The 16,892-nt window shown below is 46.6% G+C and carries 15 protein-coding genes and 1 pseudogene; 2 read left to right on the forward strand and 14 right to left on the reverse strand.

What is annotated here, in order from left to right:
* Positions 1-155: 155 nt before the first annotated feature.
* The 4 genes from ACQKPA_RS21995 to ACQKPA_RS22010 all read right to left on the reverse strand — a co-directional run bounded on the left by ACQKPA_RS21995 (position 156) and on the right by ACQKPA_RS22010 (position 4,792).
* A complete protein-coding gene (locus ACQKPA_RS21995) occupies positions 156-653 on the reverse strand; it encodes a DinB family protein (RefSeq protein WP_427494639.1) in 498 nt (165 codons plus the stop codon).
* 141 nt (positions 654-794) lie between these two features.
* Positions 795-3,050, reverse strand: coding sequence for an ATP-binding cassette domain-containing protein (locus tag ACQKPA_RS22000; protein ID WP_427494640.1), 2,256 nt, complete (start codon positions 3,048-3,050; stop codon positions 795-797).
* A gap of 333 nt (positions 3,051-3,383) precedes the next feature.
* Positions 3,384-4,160 (reverse strand): TerC family protein, encoded by a 777-nt coding sequence (locus ACQKPA_RS22005; protein ID WP_427494641.1) that lies wholly within the window; start codon positions 4,158-4,160, stop codon positions 3,384-3,386.
* 260 nt (positions 4,161-4,420) lie between these two features.
* Positions 4,421-4,792: an iron chaperone gene (locus ACQKPA_RS22010; RefSeq protein ID WP_427494642.1), complete on the reverse strand. Its 372-nt coding sequence runs from the start codon at positions 4,790-4,792 to the stop codon at positions 4,421-4,423.
* Positions 4,793-5,349: 557 nt separating this feature from the next.
* On the opposite strand from ACQKPA_RS22010, the gene ACQKPA_RS22015 reads away from it, so the two are divergent.
* On the forward strand, positions 5,350-5,757 hold the full coding sequence (locus tag ACQKPA_RS22015) for a FixH family protein (RefSeq protein ID WP_427494643.1): 408 nt from the start codon (positions 5,350-5,352) through the stop codon (positions 5,755-5,757).
* Between the two features lie 6 nt (positions 5,758-5,763).
* Here ACQKPA_RS22015 and ACQKPA_RS22020 read toward each other — a convergent pair whose 3' ends face one another.
* The 10 genes and pseudogenes from ACQKPA_RS22020 to ACQKPA_RS22065 all read right to left on the reverse strand — a co-directional run bounded on the left by ACQKPA_RS22020 (position 5,764) and on the right by ACQKPA_RS22065 (position 15,448).
* Entirely contained in the window at positions 5,764-6,450 is a 687-nt protein-coding gene (locus tag ACQKPA_RS22020) for a sulfite exporter TauE/SafE family protein (RefSeq protein WP_427494645.1), read from the reverse strand.
* A 93-nt stretch (positions 6,451-6,543) separates the two neighbouring features.
* A pseudogene (locus ACQKPA_RS22025) lies at positions 6,544-7,168 on the reverse strand (flavin reductase family protein).
* 179 nt (positions 7,169-7,347) lie between these two features.
* Positions 7,348-8,211 carry an SDR family oxidoreductase gene (locus ACQKPA_RS22030; protein ID WP_427494646.1) on the reverse strand — a complete coding sequence of 288 codons (864 nt, stop codon included), beginning with the start codon at positions 8,209-8,211 and terminating at the stop codon, positions 7,348-7,350.
* 371 nt (positions 8,212-8,582) lie between these two features.
* Entirely contained in the window at positions 8,583-9,008 is a 426-nt protein-coding gene (locus ACQKPA_RS22035) for a disulfide oxidoreductase (protein ID WP_427494647.1), read from the reverse strand.
* Between the two features lie 356 nt (positions 9,009-9,364).
* Positions 9,365-10,909, reverse strand: a complete 1,545-nt coding sequence (locus tag ACQKPA_RS22040) for a right-handed parallel beta-helix repeat-containing protein (RefSeq protein WP_427494648.1) — start codon at positions 10,907-10,909, stop codon at positions 9,365-9,367.
* A 210-nt stretch (positions 10,910-11,119) separates the two neighbouring features.
* A complete protein-coding gene (locus tag ACQKPA_RS22045; protein WP_427494649.1) occupies positions 11,120-12,010 on the reverse strand; it encodes a class I SAM-dependent methyltransferase in 891 nt (296 codons plus the stop codon).
* Between the two features lie 522 nt (positions 12,011-12,532).
* On the reverse strand, positions 12,533-13,258 hold the full coding sequence (locus ACQKPA_RS22050; RefSeq protein WP_427494650.1) for a hypothetical protein: 726 nt from the start codon (positions 13,256-13,258) through the stop codon (positions 12,533-12,535).
* Complete coding sequence (locus tag ACQKPA_RS22055; protein WP_427494652.1) at positions 13,258-13,968, reverse strand: ABC transporter permease; 711 nt, start codon at positions 13,966-13,968, stop codon at positions 13,258-13,260. Before ACQKPA_RS22055 ends, ACQKPA_RS22050 begins: the two co-directional genes overlap by 1 nt.
* Complete coding sequence (locus ACQKPA_RS22060) at positions 13,965-14,819, reverse strand: ABC transporter ATP-binding protein (protein WP_427494653.1); 855 nt, start codon at positions 14,817-14,819, stop codon at positions 13,965-13,967. Before ACQKPA_RS22060 ends, ACQKPA_RS22055 begins: the two co-directional genes overlap by 4 nt.
* Positions 14,816-15,448, reverse strand: coding sequence for a TetR/AcrR family transcriptional regulator (locus ACQKPA_RS22065; protein WP_427494654.1), 633 nt, complete (start codon positions 15,446-15,448; stop codon positions 14,816-14,818). The genes ACQKPA_RS22060 and ACQKPA_RS22065 overlap by 4 nt, the downstream gene beginning before the upstream one ends.
* A 163-nt stretch (positions 15,449-15,611) precedes the next feature.
* Here ACQKPA_RS22065 and ACQKPA_RS22070 point away from each other — a divergent pair, with 163 nt between their 5' ends.
* A complete protein-coding gene (locus ACQKPA_RS22070; protein WP_427494656.1) occupies positions 15,612-16,856 on the forward strand; it encodes a cation:proton antiporter in 1,245 nt (414 codons plus the stop codon).
* The last annotated feature ends 36 nt before the right edge of the window (positions 16,857-16,892 follow it).

The raw sequence follows: 16,892 nt of genomic DNA on the forward strand, positions 1-16,892 counted from the left end.
CTTTTGAAAAATCCAATCACTCCATTCGAAAACGCCCGATTACCTTCATCATGGCTTTAATATCGGCTGACAAAAAAAGCCGCGATTTTCGCGACTTCGTTTGTGTTATGTCCTTGTCTTTTGACAATGCCCTGAGACTTTTCAGCGCTTTTCGTTCACTTGCCTTCCTCGTCGGCCGAGGGACCGTAGATGCCCGGCACCGGAATATCAAGCAGCCGCAAATAAACGCCGAGCTGCGCACGGTGGTGGACCATGTGGCTTAATCCGAAGGTGCGAAACGCGATCGCCCGCGGTTGGCGCAGGATAATATGGTCGCCGTTCCGCAAGGTCCATTCCTCGGCGAGCGTTCTCTCATCGCATTCGTCTAACAGCTTTTCAAGCTTGACCACGTTTGCGTCGAATTCCTCCAACACATCATCGCGTCTTTCTAAGGCTTCCCGCCGAAGCGGTACGGTCGAAAGATCGAATTCCGGGTACAGAAAAATTGCGATTTGCCAGTTTAGGATGTTGATCAGGTGCGTGGAAAGTCCGCCCAACGTCATGGATTTGACGTGAGGCTTCCACGTCATATGCTCCTCGGGCAATCGCTCCAGGATGCGGCGCGTAGTTGCCAGCTCATGGCTGGCGTCACCGACGATCAGCTGTTTCACCATAATTTCCCACTCCTCCTTTTATGGTTAGCTTACTATAAAACCGGTCGAGTGAACAGGCTTCTCTCTGGCGTTCGACAACCGATAACGGGGCGACATGCAGGTAACCGTTCGCTGGCTTAACACTCCCCGTGTGGATGTACATTACATCAAATATCTTCCCGTGATCGACTGCTCCGCATGGATGATCTTCGAAGGTGTGCCCTCGAATACCACTTGGCCACCCCGGCTCCCACCGTCCGGTCCCATATCGATAATCCAATCCGCTTGACTGATCACGTCGAGGTTATGCTCGATGACGATCACCGTATTGCCTGCATCCACGAGGCGGTTCATGATCCCAAGAAGGTCACCGATATCTGACATATGCAGGCCCGTCGTCGGCTCATCCATCACGTAAATGCTCCCTTTCTTATGCAGTTCGCTTGCCAGCTTGATCCGCTGGCATTCCCCGCCTGAGAGCGTGCTGAGCGGCTGGCCGAGTGTAATATAGTTCAGCCCTACATCACTCATTGCTTGCAGCTTGCGCACAACCTCTTTTAGTTCAAAAAATTCCAGTGCCTGCTCCACCGTCATCTCCAGCACTTCTGCAATGGATTTGCCGTTTAATTTGTACTCGAGCACCTCTTCCTTGAACCGTCTGCCTCCGCATACTTCGCATGGCAGCTTCACGTTCTCGAGGAATGCAAGATCCGTATACACTACACCCAGCCCTTGGCAGTTATCGCAAGCCCCTTTGGAGTTGAAGCTGAACAAGCCTTGACTGACCTTGTTTGCAGAAGCAAACGCTTTGCGTACATCGTCCATTATGCCCGTATAGGTTGCGGGATTCGAGCGTGTTGACACGCCTACCGCCGATTGATCGATGACGATCGCATCCGGATGATGGCTGAGGAATATTTCGTTAATCAGCGTACTCTTGCCCGAGCCGGCGACTCCTGTTACAACGGTCAGTACGCCGGTTGGAATATCTAAACTCACGTTCTGAAGGTTGTGAAGTGTGGCATCCTGGATAGATAGCTTGCCGGAGGGTTGCCTGCAATCGCGTTTCAGCTGCAGCGGCCGCTTCATATGAGTGCCTGTCAGCGTACCAGCCTCCAATAAGCCTTCGAAGCTTCCTTCATATACGATCGTGCCGCCGCGGCTGCCGGCGTGAGGTCCTACGTCAACGATATGATCCGCCACCTTGATTACATCAGGATCATGCTCGACAACAATCACGGTATTGCCCTTGTCGCGCAGCTTCTGAAGCAATTCATTTAACCGGTGTACATCACGGGGGTGTAGGCCAACGCTGGGCTCATCGAAGATGTAGGTGACATCTACCAGACTGCCGCTCAGGTGCTTCACCATCTTGACGCGCTGCGACTCGCCGCCGGACAAAGTATCCGTTTCACGATCCAGCGTCAGGTAGTCGAGCCCGATATCCACCAGATGCTGCAGCCGCTCCGTTAGTGACTTGACCATCGGTGCTGCGATCGCGTTGTCAATCTCCCGGACAACACGAATCAGCTGACCAACCTCCATGGAAGACATTTCCGCAATGTTGAGTCCATTGATCCTGCAGCTAAGGGCTGCCTGACTTAGTCTGGCACCGCGGCAGCTGGAACAGGGGCCCTCGGAAATGTATGGCGCAACAGCTTTTTGTGTGCGCTCGGACTTCGTCTTCACATCCTGCTTGATGTATTTATTTGTGAACTTCTCGATGACGCCTTCTACAGTAATATTCGTTGCCTTGCCGGCAAAGTCCATCTTTACTTTCCTTGCCTTGGCGTACAGCAGCTGATCCAGTTCATCATCCGAATAGTCGTTCAGCTTCTTATCGAGATCAAAGTCCCCGGTCTGAACGATCATGTTCCACTCCCAGCCGTTCACCGAATAGTCCGGCAGCAGAATAGCCCCTTCGTTGAGCGACTTTGACATATCCAGTGCCTTGCTCATATCAACGCCTAATTTGCGACCAATCCCGTTACATTCAGGACACATGCCTTGCGGATCGTTAAACGAGAACATGTTCGCTTGTCCGACATAGGGCTGTCCCACTCGGGAGAAGAGAAGACGGAGAATGGGAGAAATATCGGTAATTGTACCCATCGTGGAATGGGAACCGCCGCCTAGCCGCTTCTGATCAACGATTACAGCCATGCTCAGATTCTCGATCGCATCCGCATCTGGCTGCGGATAGCGAGGAAGAAAGTTACGCACGAACATGCTGAAGTTCTCATTCAGCAAACGCGTGGATTCTGCGGCAATCGTATCGAACACGATCGATGACTTGCCGGATCCGGATACCCCGGTGAATATCGTGATCTTCCGCTTGGGAATGCGCAAGGATACGTTCTTGAGATTGTTTTCCCTCGCAGCCGAGATTACGATATATTCCTGATTCGATTCGCTCATGGCTAACATCCTTCCGTTCTTGGTTCAAACGCAACCTGTTTAGTAAAACGAAGTGGACTGAAGTCTAGTATGTATAAGCATATTCTAATTGGACACCATTTAGTGACACAATGATTATAGGAAACTACTTCGTGTCATGTCAATCCATAATTTTCGTTGAAGGATTGTTCTCCAACACAACACCTGGCTGCTACATTCTATTCGATGATTATAAAAAACAATATCATATTCCGAGGTAGATTACAGCATACTCATGTCCAATTTTAGACCGGCATGCAAAATGGCCCTCCCTTAAGGGAAGGCCATCTGTCAACTATGATCGAAAGCATGGAACTAGAGTTGATCGGTCTGTGACTGTTTACTTTTCCCAGGTGCAAACCAACCGAGAAGGGCTATCGCTACCAAGACACCATAGAAGATTATGGTCCAGACAGTGCTATGTGGGAAATGATGATCTAACACCCCGATATCTTCATGGGCTAAGGTAATTACAGCGAGCTTGACACCGACCCATGCCACGATTGCATAAGCCGTGGTCTCTAGTGCTGGCCGTTGAGCAAGAAGCTTAACAAACCATGTGGCTGCAAATTTGATCAGAATGAGCCCGGCGATTCCGCCAAGCACAACAACCAAGAATTGCCCTCCGTCCATGCCACCGAATTCTGGAAGCGGTGAATCTGGGAGACCCAGTGCCAAAGCCACTGCAGCAAGAATGGAATCAATCGCAAAGGCGAGATCCGCAATCGCAATTTTGCTTACCGTTGGCCAGAAGCCTTTACCGGCAGCATCTTTCTTTATGTCCTCGCGAATATTTTTATTTTCCTTACCGAAACGTGCTTTGATGATGTGCTTTAATCCGAGGTATAGAAGATAAGCAGCTCCAATCGCCTGTATTTGCCAGACGTTCGCAATAAACGATATCGCAAATAAAGCTGCGAAGCGAAAAACAAAAGCCATAATGATCCCGTAATTGATCGCTTTCTTTTTCTGGTCCTCCGGTAAGTGCTTCGCGATAACTGCCAAAACAAGGGCATTATCCGCCGATAGTAAACCTTCCAATCCAATAAGAATTAGTAATGCCCATGCATACTCCAACCAAATTGATTCCAACAGTACTTTCTCCTCTCTTATGTGCGAATGTCCATTGTTTAACTCCTGGCTAAAACATCTAATCCCCACTTTAAAGAGTAGAGGTTTTTCCCCAGTTTTGAGTGTTCCATGACTCCCTTTCGTTATTACGTTGTCAAGTAACGTCTCGTTTCATTCATTTCACGCAAAATTTTCAGCCCCACGGTCAACTTGGCGACTTCTCGGAGCCAGCATCAAAAATCCCCTTTTCATAGGGGATTTTCCTATACATTCTTTTTTTGCTATTTTCGCCAAAAAGTTGTACAGTCAGCCTTATCCATAATATTAAACTCGATCATTTTCTCAAGTAATGAGAAGTCAACCGGTTTTTCCCACCGGATACGTACCAACTCTTTGGTGTGATCATAGCCAGCCTGTACAATTTCATCAGAAAAATGCTGAATCACTGCTCTTTCAGGTGCAACAGCCAAATGAGGTTTGGCCATGCTAAAGCCAATGATAAATGTGCCGTGGTCGGTAAACATAGGCTGATTCCACGCTATTTTTGGCATTAATTCCGGGAATTTTTTAGTTACCCACGCCAAAACCTCTTCCGTACGTTCACGATGTTCAGGGTTATCAATATGTGCTAAATATTCTGCAAAGACTTCCATGTTGTTCCTCCTAATATGAAAATGATGTCGACCGGAGAAGCAACTATATATTCTCAACATATACGATCCCCACACAATTCTAATACAAGAGGATTTTCTTATGCAAGTGAGTTTTTGATTTCTCCTACTAAGTTTTTTTCAAAATATAAAGATATGTCTCGGTTTCTACGCTTTTACAGTCAATAAATGGCCCATATTGCGATTCGCCTTTGTTATAATGGACCATTTATCCTCATTGTCATTAAACGCCCCAAGGTTGGCATCAAAAACGTAGCCTGCGGGAAGCTTAATGATGTAATACATTATCTGAGGGCGATCAATGATGTCTGATGTGATCAAAGTTCATTTGGCACAAAAAAACCTCCGCAACCATTTCACAGGGAAGTTCCTACATCCCTAGAAAGTTGTAGAGGGCCGGCGCGGATTTCTTGTCAAAATGAATTAGGGTTTCGGGCGCAAATATCAGAACTAAAGCCCCATCCATATGTGCATGTTCTGACCTTTTCTTACATACCTATGAGAGAATACTCATGTTTTCAGGCGAAAGAAGGGATATCATGAAGACAAGATGGGGCATTGCTTTGTTGTTGCTCTTTGTGATCGCGGCCATGATTATTTACCGGCAGGTTCATGATCGTTCCAAAGCAGAAAACATTTATACCGATGGGCAGCTTCGCATGGAAATACAAACCGTTCAATCTGTTGCAGAACCCATGAAAGAAACGTCCTTTCAGGTTTTCATTACCGAGCTGCCTGAGAAGCCCGTTGTTAATGCCGATATTAAACTCAACCTCAAGATGCCCGATATGTTTTGTGGTGTGTTCCCCGCCGCAATAGTCGAATCAAAGCCGGGTGTATACAGCGCAACGGCCGTACCTGTTATGCAAGGACTTTGGCAGGCGGAAGCGGTCCTTCGTTGGGAGGATCAAAATGTCACGGTGAGGACGTTGTTCAAAGTTCGCTAGTCCTGCTTACCATAACCATGGGTGAATTCCCGGGATCCATCCGTTGGCGCTAATTCCTTTTAAAATTGAAAGCACTCCCATTAAAAAGGCCAGAAATCCGCCGAATTTACGCATTCCTCTGCGCCACTTTTTCGTTAAACTGCCGGCAGACAGCGCCGTTAGGAGTAGAATGGGAAAAGTCGAAAGCCCAAATACCAGCATGATCAAGAGGCCTTCCAGACCAGATCCGGATGCCGCTGCATTCATATGCATCGCATAGGTCAAACCACATGGAAGAAACCCCAGCAGAAGGCCGGTTAGAAAAGTCGCAAACAGCTCATACCGCTGACTAAGCCGTTCCAATTTCAGATGTAACAAAGAATGTCTCGGCAGATGCGCGTTATAAATGGGCAGTGTGTACCGACGAAATGTCCACAGCAGAATGAGCAGCCCTCCAATGATGCTGGCCGCGCCTTGAAAGCCTACAAAGCTGCCAGCCACATCCAGGAAGGAGCCCACCATCCCCATAAAGCCTCCGATCACCGTGTACGTTGTCACTCTGCCAGCGTTGTAGGCTAACGTAGAAGCAAGCGGAGACCTGCTGGTTCGAAGGGCCAGAGAAGAAACGATCCCTCCGCACATCACCAGGCAATGCGGCGCCCCCATCAAGCCTGTCAGTGCTACTAACAGTAATCCGCTCCCCGTCAAGTCCATGTTCTTGCCCCCTCCCGGCCGGACAATATATGCCGTTCTTCATAGGATCGCACATCCATTCATTGTATGAAGGTGCGCGAATATTATGAATAGCTATTCTACTGAATCAGGCCCGAATACCGGCGCTAATTTTGATGCGGACAATTGATCGCTTCAGACCGAAATATTCGCAAAAATTCATAATCATCGGATTCCATTTCGAAGGATCGACATAGTTTGAATGGGTATCCATAAGAAGATCAGCCTCGACATGAACTTTATCGATGCGCACTTCGATGGCAACAAGCGAGCTTGGTTCTTCAAAAGGATGGAGCTTTACAAACCTGGCTTCCAGATGGACGGGGCATTCTTTCACCCGCGGCGCTTGAACGAGCTGGGACGGAAGTTGTGTTAACCCTGCTACACCGAATTTATTCGCCTCAAACTGATATCCCCTTGCTGCTTTCGACTCAGGGACCGGGTTGCGACCTGTTAGCAGGGTCAGACGATCAACTGCGGGAATCAAGTCAATCGACGGGAGATTAAGCACGCACTCCCCTTCACGAATGATATTTTGAACAGTCTGAGACTTGCTGCTCATACCAAGCATGCATGATTGATTGAGCCACCAGGCAGAGGACATCGGAGCCAAGTTGGGTGTGCCGTCTTCGTTGTTGGTACTTATCAATACGACCGAAGTCCCGAAATAATGGATTTTTGGATGTATTACTTTATGCATATCAGATTCCATCTCCTCGTCATGATTTTTAAGTAATGTATCACAAGCTCCTTATTGGAGCATAGGGTTATGGAATAAGACCGCAAGATATAAAAATTTGATCACTACCATTCATTGTTGATTGAAAACAGCCGACCCTAAGGCCGGCTGTTACAGGTCATTTAATAAGAGCAATCGTTTTATTCCCCGGATTCCCCGTACCCTTCCGGTGCGGGAATCGCTTTTTCAGCAGCACGGCTGACCGCCTCCCACTGCTTCCAAGTGTTTACGCGCTCTTCGTAGGTGTTAATCGCTACATCGAATACCATACTGCCGAGGATCAGACGCAAGGGCGGGTCTTCGCTTCCTACCAACTTTAAGAGAGCTTCGGCTGCTAGTTGGGGATCGCTGTCTACAGACCCTTCCGAATATTGCTTAGCCATTTCTTCCCGAAGAGGTCCATAAGCTTCGATCGGATGACTCAAGCTCATCGTTGTGTACATGTCCGTCCAGTATCCCCCGGGTTCGACCATGGTTAGCTTGACTCCAAAGGAAGCAGCTTCTTTAGCCAATGCCTCACTTAATCCTTCCAATGCAAACTTACTCGCGCTGTATATACCGGACATAGGACCCGATACCAATGCACCGATGCTGGAGACTTGAATAATGTGCCCTGAACCTTGTTCCCGCAGATAAGGCAATACCGCCTGACAGACCCAAAGAGCACCGAAAAAGTTGGTTTCCATTAAGCTTCTGGCATCGTCTTCACTTAATTCTTCGACCATCCCTAAAGTCATAGCACCTGCATTGTTAACAATGATATCCAAGCCTCCAAAATGTTCGACCGCTGCTTTCACTACTGTAAAAACCGATTCTCTACTCCTTACATCGAGCTCTAAAGGCAATAAAGAATCTGGATATTTCTTTTTTAATGATTCCAAAGTGCTGATGGTCCTGGCCACTGCTGCAACCCTATCACCTGCCTCCAAGGCAGCACGGGTGAAGGCATATCCAAGCCCCTTGCTTGCCCCTGTAATGAACCAAATTCGAGTTTGTTGTGTCAATGCCATCCTCACCTTTCAGAAAAAATAAAAAACACAGACATAGGTTGCCTGCGCTTAGAATAATCGGATATGAATGCCTGTAAGTCCTAATAAGTAATCCTAAAGAAATAAACCAGCTCCTGAGTGGCTGAAGAAAGGCTGGGATCACTTATAATTTGATAGAGCCACATGGACAGACCATTCCCGATTACTCTGCAAACAGGCAGAATAAAACAGATAAGAAACCAGTCATTGAATTGGTTTTCTTTATCGGGAAGAATCAATCACACATAACCCTCCATTCGCTTTAGATAATGTGGATTGTAGCAATCGAGGAATAATATGTCAACAGACCGGCCTTTTGTTTGATACCAATATAGTTGCAGCTTTCATCACTGGTTTGTTTGTTGCTTCTGCGAGCGCAGAGCCAGCAATAAAGCCACGGCTATGAGCACAAACGCGGTAAATGCCAGCATCGGAATGGTCAACCAACCGAACCAATTCAAATAGTCATTCAAGCAGGACACCGGCCCACATGCGGCAATATCCGACTCTTTGGGGAGTTTTTGAATGATACTATGATATGCAGATATGCCTCCGCCAATGATGACAAGGGGTAGGATATATGGGACGATGTGCGTCTTTTGCCGATATGCAGCGATTCCCAACACAATGACTAATGGGTACATGAAGATCCTTTGGTACCAACATAAGACGCATGGCGTAAAATGCCATACTTCACTAAGAAACAAACTTCCGCTAGTTGCCACAGCTGATACAGTCCATGCAAAAAACAACCAAACTCCTGTTTTATTCATCTTTCAAACTTCCTCCCTTCTATTTGTTCTACCCACCATACGAGATTTGGTCATATGTTTTCTCATTTTCTCTTAATTGTCTATAAATGAAAATGGCTCCTTCGGGCTATAGGTTCGATAGAGCTTACCGGTTAATAAAAAAATGTCAAGGAGCTACGCTCATAAACGCGATGGGGAAAAATAATAACATGAAGACAAAAAAGCCGCCAAAAATGGCGACTTTTAATGAATCCAGAGCTGAAGCTTAAAATATATATAAAACGTTGTCCAACATAAGAACGTACGATTGCTGCCGAAACAGCATATTATTAGTCTCTATTAACATCCAACTCTGCTACTCATTCAAAAAGGATTGCTTACTCATCTGCGCCGATGTTCACTTCGGCCCCTTGCACCCTTGGCTGCCCGTCAATGTCCTGGGTACCGATGATCGCGTTATCCGTCAAACCGGCATCAATCGCTGGGGACGAAGATTGAAGATGAAAGTCGCCTCCTGAAGCATTTAAGAATGCAGGATCCTTGAATAATGAATGCGCATCGATACCGGTTCCCGCTTGGTATGCGGAGAAGCCAGCATAGTCTTTGTTCTTCCATGTCCAGAAAGCATCCGTGCTACCGCCTGGTGAAAAATATAGATTGTAATCCACATCGTTACCTGAATTTTTTGTATATTCATTGTAGATCAGCACACCCGTCGAACTGGCCACAAAGATATTGTTCTTAATCACGTTATTTTTCGCATCATACTGCACATAGAGCTGACCGCTGCCCTCGCCTATAAGATCGTTATTGTAGACGGTGTTGTTCACGATCGTGCAATTCACCGTTGACCCCCGCTCGTCGTCGTATCCACCCATGGCGATGCCCGTCAACCGGTTATTGTGCACCACGTTGCTTCGGATCGTAATATTACTTGTGGATTTGCCCGCGTGCTCCGAGGCAATTTCAATGCCGATGTCATTGTTGTAGCTGTAGTTCTGCTCAATGATGCTGTCTTTGCCGCCATCAACATAAATACCACCAGCTGCATTACTGTTATTCGGGAGTTTTTTTCCATAAGAGGGATTGTTGTTGGAGGAAATATTATATACCCGATTGCCTTTCACCAAGCCATTTCGAGCCTGGTCGTAGGCTTCTTCCGGCGCAGTTCCCTCGAAACCGATAATATCGATTCCGATGTTGTCGTTATCGTGAATGAGATTGTCCGTTACTTTAAACGTATCTACATTACCATTCAGTACCAGTGTTTCACTGGAACCCAGGGTTAAATTGTACAGCTCATTCCCGTGAATCGTAATGTCATGAAGCGATTCCGGAGCTTTGGTGCCGTATACGGCGATACCGTGTGCATCTCTGCCAAGCAAATCGCTGCCGGTTGGTGAGACCGTGCTCTTGATATCATGGATCTTGTTATTCGTCAGATTTATAAAGCCGCCAGAACCTTGAACATAAATTCCAACAGGAACCGCGTTTCTGGAAGTCGTTGTGTAGTTGCGAACCTCCAAGCCTTGAATCGTAACGTAATTCACACTGGTTATCTCGACAAGCCCTTCGATCCCGTTGACTGAAAGTCCAGTACCATCGATGATAGCTTTCTCCGAACCATAGTTCTTGAGAGTTATGGGACCTTGCGAAGCTGTACCGGAGCGTGTTATCTTGAGTTTTTGATTATATACACCGCCCCGAACGTAAATCATGCTGCCCGGATCCGCCTTATCAGCCGCATGCTGCAGCGTCTTCCATGGCGCACTCATCGTACCTGGATTGGAGTCACTCCCGTCGGTAGCTACATAGTAATCAGTACCGGCTGCTGATACGGGGGAAGATTGTACATTTCCAGAATCCAAACCAAATACAGTTATGCTCAATCCCACCAGCAACGCCTTTACTAATTTCAACATCGTTCCTCATCTCCCATCTGTTCCTATTTATATTACATGGAGATCCATATTCGAGTCACTACGAATGTGAGAGAGCCTAAAAAGCCGCCTACAAAGCATGCATGCATAATGAGATTCTTTTGAGATCTCATTTCTATTCATTCGGTTTGGACCATCCCTTTAAAAGCAGAATCTGTTGCCTGTTGAATCGCCATCAACATCAACTTAACTTCAAATTTTTCTTGTGTACATGCTATGATCCTGCATTCGAACAAGTACTTTACCATAACGACCACTCTGCCTTATGGTCACTTTTCCGGACGGATACGCTGTCTCCAAATAGTCTGCAACTATTTTCCGATTCTCATCATCTGTAGCCTGACCGTGACTACGAAGCCAGTTCATCATTTCTTGTAACGCCGCTTCTCTTGTAACTTCCGTCGTTTTCGTTTCCCGTGTTATAAGAGACTCATAGGAATAGCCTTTGAGATACAGCAGATGAAGCAAATATCCGAACTCCAAGTGCTTCGATTGGAAGGGCTGACCGGTGATGAGCGGCCAGATTTCATTCACCAAACTGAGCTCCATGGAGCCTGCCGGCATACTGATATAACAATAATCCCGGGCGCATTGTAGAATCTTTTCGACGCTATTCCAATCCAGAATGACCGGACACATCGAGACAAAAACCAGATCGAAGGCATTCCCCCAGTCTCTGCCCAGCACGTCAATATCTTCAAAAGGTTCGGGCACAATCTTTACCTGGTCATCGGCGAATTTTGTTATATTTTCCTTCAGCAGTTCGATCAATGGCAGAGAGGATTCTACGGCAGTTACGCGGGCCCCCCGCTCTGCAAACGGCACCGAGAATACTCCCGAAGCGGCGCCAATGTCCAGCACAGAGGCGTTGTTGAATTGAACTCCTTGTCCTTCAAGCCAATTCATGATCCGTGTGGTCCGTTTTCTACCCTCTTCATTAAACGATTGCTCATTAAAAGCCTTCGCCTTATGATCAAAGGCACGGGTCGGGTCGGTTCCGGCCTTTTTCATCTTGTTCACAACGCGTTCGCCATGTTCTTTCCATGCCTTTTCCCAAATAGCCTCATTAAATAAATCGTTCATAACTTCCATCTCTCTTTCCATTATAGTTTCTGGTTGCAGGTGAGAAACCCGCCGAGCCGCCTCCAATGATCACCACATCGAATGTTGGTTGATTCATTGGTTTTTACATTAATGGATCTATATTATCCATAATTGGAATACAAAACATGAATCCTATCTTGTTTAGTATTCGCACTCTTCCCGAACGTTCCTGAGCCTTCTGTACTTCTGGAGAACTGCGAGTCTCCTCCCCTCTTCCTAGCTCTTCTTCTTAAGAATGTTCTTATTATGGATGTTTTATATCCATAATAAACGATTCAACTTCAATATGCAATACCATTATTAGCCGTAATCTGCTTCTGCCTTATGCTGACATTGAACATTTAACAATCTTGCTTTTGATGTACCCATCAAAAACGTAACGTTTACTCTGGAGGCTGAATAGTACAACCGATTGTTAGATCATAGCAAAAAGCAGCCGATCATTCAGATCGGCTGCTTTTTGCTCAGATATCACATGAACCTATACTTTGGCAACCCCTTTTAAGATTGTTTATTGTTAAACACAGATACCATGAAATATAAGTAAGTGGCATGTAACAGCAATCCGACGGAAAAGAAAACGATTGCCAACATAGGTTCATTCTGCGTGATCAGATAGGGCACTTTTGCAGGCCAATACGTTGGGAGCCAAGCGCCTAACACCTGCCAAGCTCCTGGAACGAAGTTGGCCACCACAGGTCCGGCTATGAACAGCCCTCCTATTTTGGATAAGGCTAATCCTTCTACCTTGTTCGCTGAGAAAGCGGCAAGGAACAACGAGAATATTGGAGCTTCCGATGCCAGCAACAGCAAAACACCCAGTTTATCCCAATGAATATCCGATAAAGTCGAAAAAGACAGATAAACAATGGATAATACGGTGCATAACAAAAAAGGAAGCGTCACTCTATATAGCAAATAACCTTTACGCATTAGTGGGGTAACTGCATAATATGCGATCACATTCTCGTCGCGTTCATCGAGAATAAGGAGACCAGTGAGCATTCCTGTCAGCATGGGGATCGTAACAATCAATAGCGATGCTGCAAAGCCGCGATACGGCTCCAAATGAAACGAATAGTTCACATCGAGCCAATTAACGGCAACTGGGAATCCAAACCTCGATAAAAACAGAAGTAGCAGCGGACCGAACATAGCTGCCATCAGCACGGGATCCTTCCACGCATGCCGTAGATCCATTATAATGAGGGCTTTATATCTCTCCATTAATGCCCCCCTCCTTCACCTATACGCATCAACACATGTCGGGTATAGGATCGCTGCGCCCAGATGTAAGCCGCAAAGTTCCATATCAACAGGATACATACGGAATATAGAACGCTGCCAATAGATAAGCCGTCACTGGGAGACACGAGTAACCGGAGAGTTCCTTCGGTCGGAAGGACGAGAAACAGGTCTTCATGCCACAATTGAAGAAAACTTAACAATGGAAGGATGAATGGCAGCGCGTAGACCTGCACCATCAGAATAAAACCGTTAATCGTCCGTTGGCGTGCCGCCACCCCAATCGACAGCAAGGTCATGAAGGTTGATGTTAGGACAATACCGGCAGAAAAAGCAAGCGGATATTCCGGGATACTGCCGGTCGCCATATGAATCACCCAGCCTGCCGCAAGGGATAACACCGACAGAGACGCAGCCTTCGCCAGCAAATATTCCCGAATATGTACCGGCGCTACAAACAACGGATCGTGGACGCCTTGGTCCCTCTCCAGCAGGACCATACCGCCTGCCATGATAAGCCCCAGGGCGGCGGGATCGCTGAAGGTCAGCACAACCACTGTTGTCTCCTGGTAAGCCTCGGGTACGAATCGGAGCAAAATCCAATAACAGGTACATACGAATACATAAACCCAATAAAAACCGTGACGCCATTGGAAACGCATATCGAATACAAACAAGGTTAGGCCTCTCATACAAGCTGCCTCCCCGTTACCTCAATAAAAATTTGTTCGAGCGATGCCTCTTGCGTATGAATGGTTTCGGGAGCGTAATCCTGGATGAGCTGAAGAAATTGGCTATTCTCACCTAGACCATCGAGAGAAAATATGGCCTCCATTACATCACTCTTCCTGCGGTATTCGACTCGGACCTCCTTTCTTCCCTTGCGAAGTTTTAACTCTCTGGGTGAATCGATCAATTTGATTTCGCCGTCGACGATAAAGGCTACCCGATCGCAAAGCTCTTCTGCAGCCTGCATATTATGCGTTGTTATAAGAACCGTCTTGCCGGCAGCCTTTTTGGCTAGTATCATTTCCTTCATTCGCTGAGCATTGACCGGGTCTAAACCGGAAGTAGGTTCATCCAGAAATAGTATTTCTGGGTCATGCTGTAGTGCCCGACAGAAATTCAACCTCATCTTCATGCCCTTGGATAGCTGGGAAACCTTCATATTTGCGGCATCCGTTAGATCGACTTGTTCCAGCAGTTTCATTGGATCCTCCGTCTCCCCCCTGTAAAGGGAACGAAAGAGCTTTAAATTGTCGAGAACCGAAAATTTGCTGTAGAAGTTCGGGAATTCAAAAGCTACTCCGATTCGCTCGTAATAATCGGGGCCGATGTCCCTGATCTCGTTGCCCATGACTTTTATACTTCCTTGATATCCTTTCAGAACGCCGATCAGCAGTTTTTGTGTCGTACTTTTACCAGCGCCGGACGGGCCTAGAAAGCCAAAGATTTCGCCAGGCGAGATGACAAAATCAAGCCCATGCAGGGTCGGCTCCTTCCGATTCGGATACGTGTAATGAAGCTCTCTTACTTCGATCACAACGCTCCATCTCCCTTCGGCGTATTAGACACCGCAAGCATGCCGGCGGATAATAACTCGACTAGCAATTCGATCGTAGATGTAAATTGCTCCTCTCCAATCTCTTTTCGGTGCAGCGTAAGCAGTGCCAAGGATCTGATCATGCCCACGATGGATTCGGGTGCCGTACCAGGTAAAATGCCAGCCTTCTGCCAAGTCGTAATCACAGGCAAAAGCGCGTCTTGATCCTCCGTAAAGTTACGCTCCAGCAAGTCTTTCGGCAGTTTCCTGAACAACAGTTCCATCTCTCCGCGATCCATCATCTGCCGAAGCAGCGGGCTCTCATCCATCATCCCCAGTGAATATAAGAGAAACCGTTTAATGCTTTCCTTACTGCAGACCTCTTCAGGAGGGAATAAATCCAGAACGGCATTGCGAATTCGCTGCTCCTCCTCCAGAATCAGTTCATAATATAATTCCTCTTTCGATCCGAAAAACATGTAGAACGAGCCTTGGGCAATGCCGGCGGCCTTCGTCAGATCTTCAACGCTTGTTTTGCGAAGACCCGCCATTTCGAAATGATGGCGTGCCTCCGACAGCAGTTTTTGGCGAATCCATTCACGTTCTTCATCCGAGAACTTTTTGGGCATGCTGCATTTCACATCCTTAATCAGATCATTTGTGATTATATGAATAATTTTATTTTATATTCATAAAAATACTCCCTAAAGTCCGGCATGTCAATATATTTGGTGTTAGGGGGTCTTTAGGTTACAATAAATGGGGATTTAATCCTTTGATGAGGGGTGCCGTATGCATCATTTTAATGAGGTTTTCGTTCAATTGCTGATTTTGCTTGCGATATCGATGGGTGTTATCGCGATAGCCAAAAAAATGAATCAGCCTTACTCTATTGCACTTGTTATTGTAGGCCTGCTGCTTGGTTTGATCCATGTGCCTGTGTTGGATGAAGCCGAATCGTTTATAACCCAATCGAATGTGTTTCAGGCGATCATTATCTCCCTGTTCCTGCCTATCCTTCTTGGAGATGCAACATTAAAGCTTCCGTTCTCGCATCTTCGTAAACAAGGAAAGCCGGTGATTGCCCTCGCGTTTGGCGGCACCTTGCTCTCTTTCCTTCTTATTGCTCTAGCCATGTATGGGTTTTTGGGATTGCCTCTTATTGTTGCATTTACCTTCGCAGCTTTGATGAGTGCCACGGATCCGATCAGTGTCATATCCATCTTCAAATCTCTAGGTGTACCGAAGAAAATTGTAACCATCATCGAAGGGGAGTCGCTGTTTAATGACGGAATAGCCGTTGTGTTATTTCAGATCTCCTCTGTTTATTTGCTCACGTACATGGAAATGGGTTGGGCGGGAATAGGCAGCGGTGTATTGCTCTTTTTGAAGTTTAGTATTGGCGGAATCGCTGTTGGAAGTGTATTAGGGTATTTGTTCTCACAGCTCATTCGCTTCTATGATGATTATCCGCTGGAAATAGCTTTCTCTATGCTCCTGTTCTTCGGAAGTTTCTTTATTGCCGAGCATTTCCATGTATCAGGCGTCATTGCCGTTGTCGTGGGCGGCTTGATTTTTGGCAGTTACGGAGCGCGCATCGGGATGTCGGATACAACCAAGATGAACATTAATTCGTTCTGGGACGTCATCACGTTAATCGCAAATTCATTGATTTTCTTAATGATCGGTCTAGAAATCAAGCATATTAACTTCGCGGATAAGTGGGCGTTAATCGGAGCAGCCATTCTTATCGTTCTAATCGGAAGAACATTGGCCGTCTACGTAAGCCTGTACTTCCTGAAATCCTTCCCTTCTTCATGGAAAGTGGTTTTGAATTGGGGAGGGTTAAAAGGCAGTTTGTCAATCGCTCTCGCCTTAAGCTTGCCCCCAACCTTCGACGGACGCGATGATATACTCGTACTCACCTTTAGCGTTGTCCTTTTCTCACTTCTCGTTCAGGGGTTAACCATCAAACCTTTGGTTAAGAAGTTTGGATTAGTCAGCCCCGTGAAGGAAAAAGACGGGGCAGATATGTAAGAACCCTCCGTATAAGCAAAACAGAACATAAAACGA

Source organism: Paenibacillus sp. NPDC093718, from assembly GCF_050279985.1.
GTDB lineage: Bacteria > Bacillota > Bacilli > Paenibacillales > Paenibacillaceae > Paenibacillus_AQ.

What these genes read in the sequence shown, in the direction of transcription:
- ACQKPA_RS22040 (WP_427494648.1), bottom strand. Translation starts at nt 10,909, where the DNA reads ATGTTGAAATTAGTAAAGGCGTTGCTGGTGGGATTGAGCATAACTGTA.
- ACQKPA_RS22070 (WP_427494656.1), top strand. Translation starts at nt 15,612, where the DNA reads ATGCATCATTTTAATGAGGTTTTCGTTCAATTGCTGATTTTGCTTGCG.
- ACQKPA_RS22065 (WP_427494654.1), bottom strand. Translation starts at nt 15,448, where the DNA reads ATGCCCAAAAAGTTCTCGGATGAAGAACGTGAATGGATTCGCCAAAAA.
- ACQKPA_RS21995 (WP_427494639.1), bottom strand. Translation starts at nt 653, where the DNA reads ATGGTGAAACAGCTGATCGTCGGTGACGCCAGCCATGAGCTGGCAACT.
- ACQKPA_RS22015 (WP_427494643.1), top strand. Translation starts at nt 5,350, where the DNA reads ATGAAGACAAGATGGGGCATTGCTTTGTTGTTGCTCTTTGTGATCGCG.
- ACQKPA_RS22020 (WP_427494645.1), bottom strand. Translation starts at nt 6,450, where the DNA reads ATGGACTTGACGGGGAGCGGATTACTGTTAGTAGCACTGACAGGCTTG.
- ACQKPA_RS22055 (WP_427494652.1), bottom strand. Translation starts at nt 13,968, where the DNA reads ATGAGAGGCCTAACCTTGTTTGTATTCGATATGCGTTTCCAATGGCGT.
- ACQKPA_RS22045 (WP_427494649.1), bottom strand. Translation starts at nt 12,010, where the DNA reads ATGAACGATTTATTTAATGAGGCTATTTGGGAAAAGGCATGGAAAGAA.
- ACQKPA_RS22010 (WP_427494642.1), bottom strand. Translation starts at nt 4,792, where the DNA reads ATGGAAGTCTTTGCAGAATATTTAGCACATATTGATAACCCTGAACAT.
- ACQKPA_RS22000 (WP_427494640.1), bottom strand. Translation starts at nt 3,050, where the DNA reads ATGAGCGAATCGAATCAGGAATATATCGTAATCTCGGCTGCGAGGGAA.
- ACQKPA_RS22050 (WP_427494650.1), bottom strand. Translation starts at nt 13,258, where the DNA reads ATGGAGAGATATAAAGCCCTCATTATAATGGATCTACGGCATGCGTGG.
- ACQKPA_RS22035 (WP_427494647.1), bottom strand. Translation starts at nt 9,008, where the DNA reads ATGAATAAAACAGGAGTTTGGTTGTTTTTTGCATGGACTGTATCAGCT.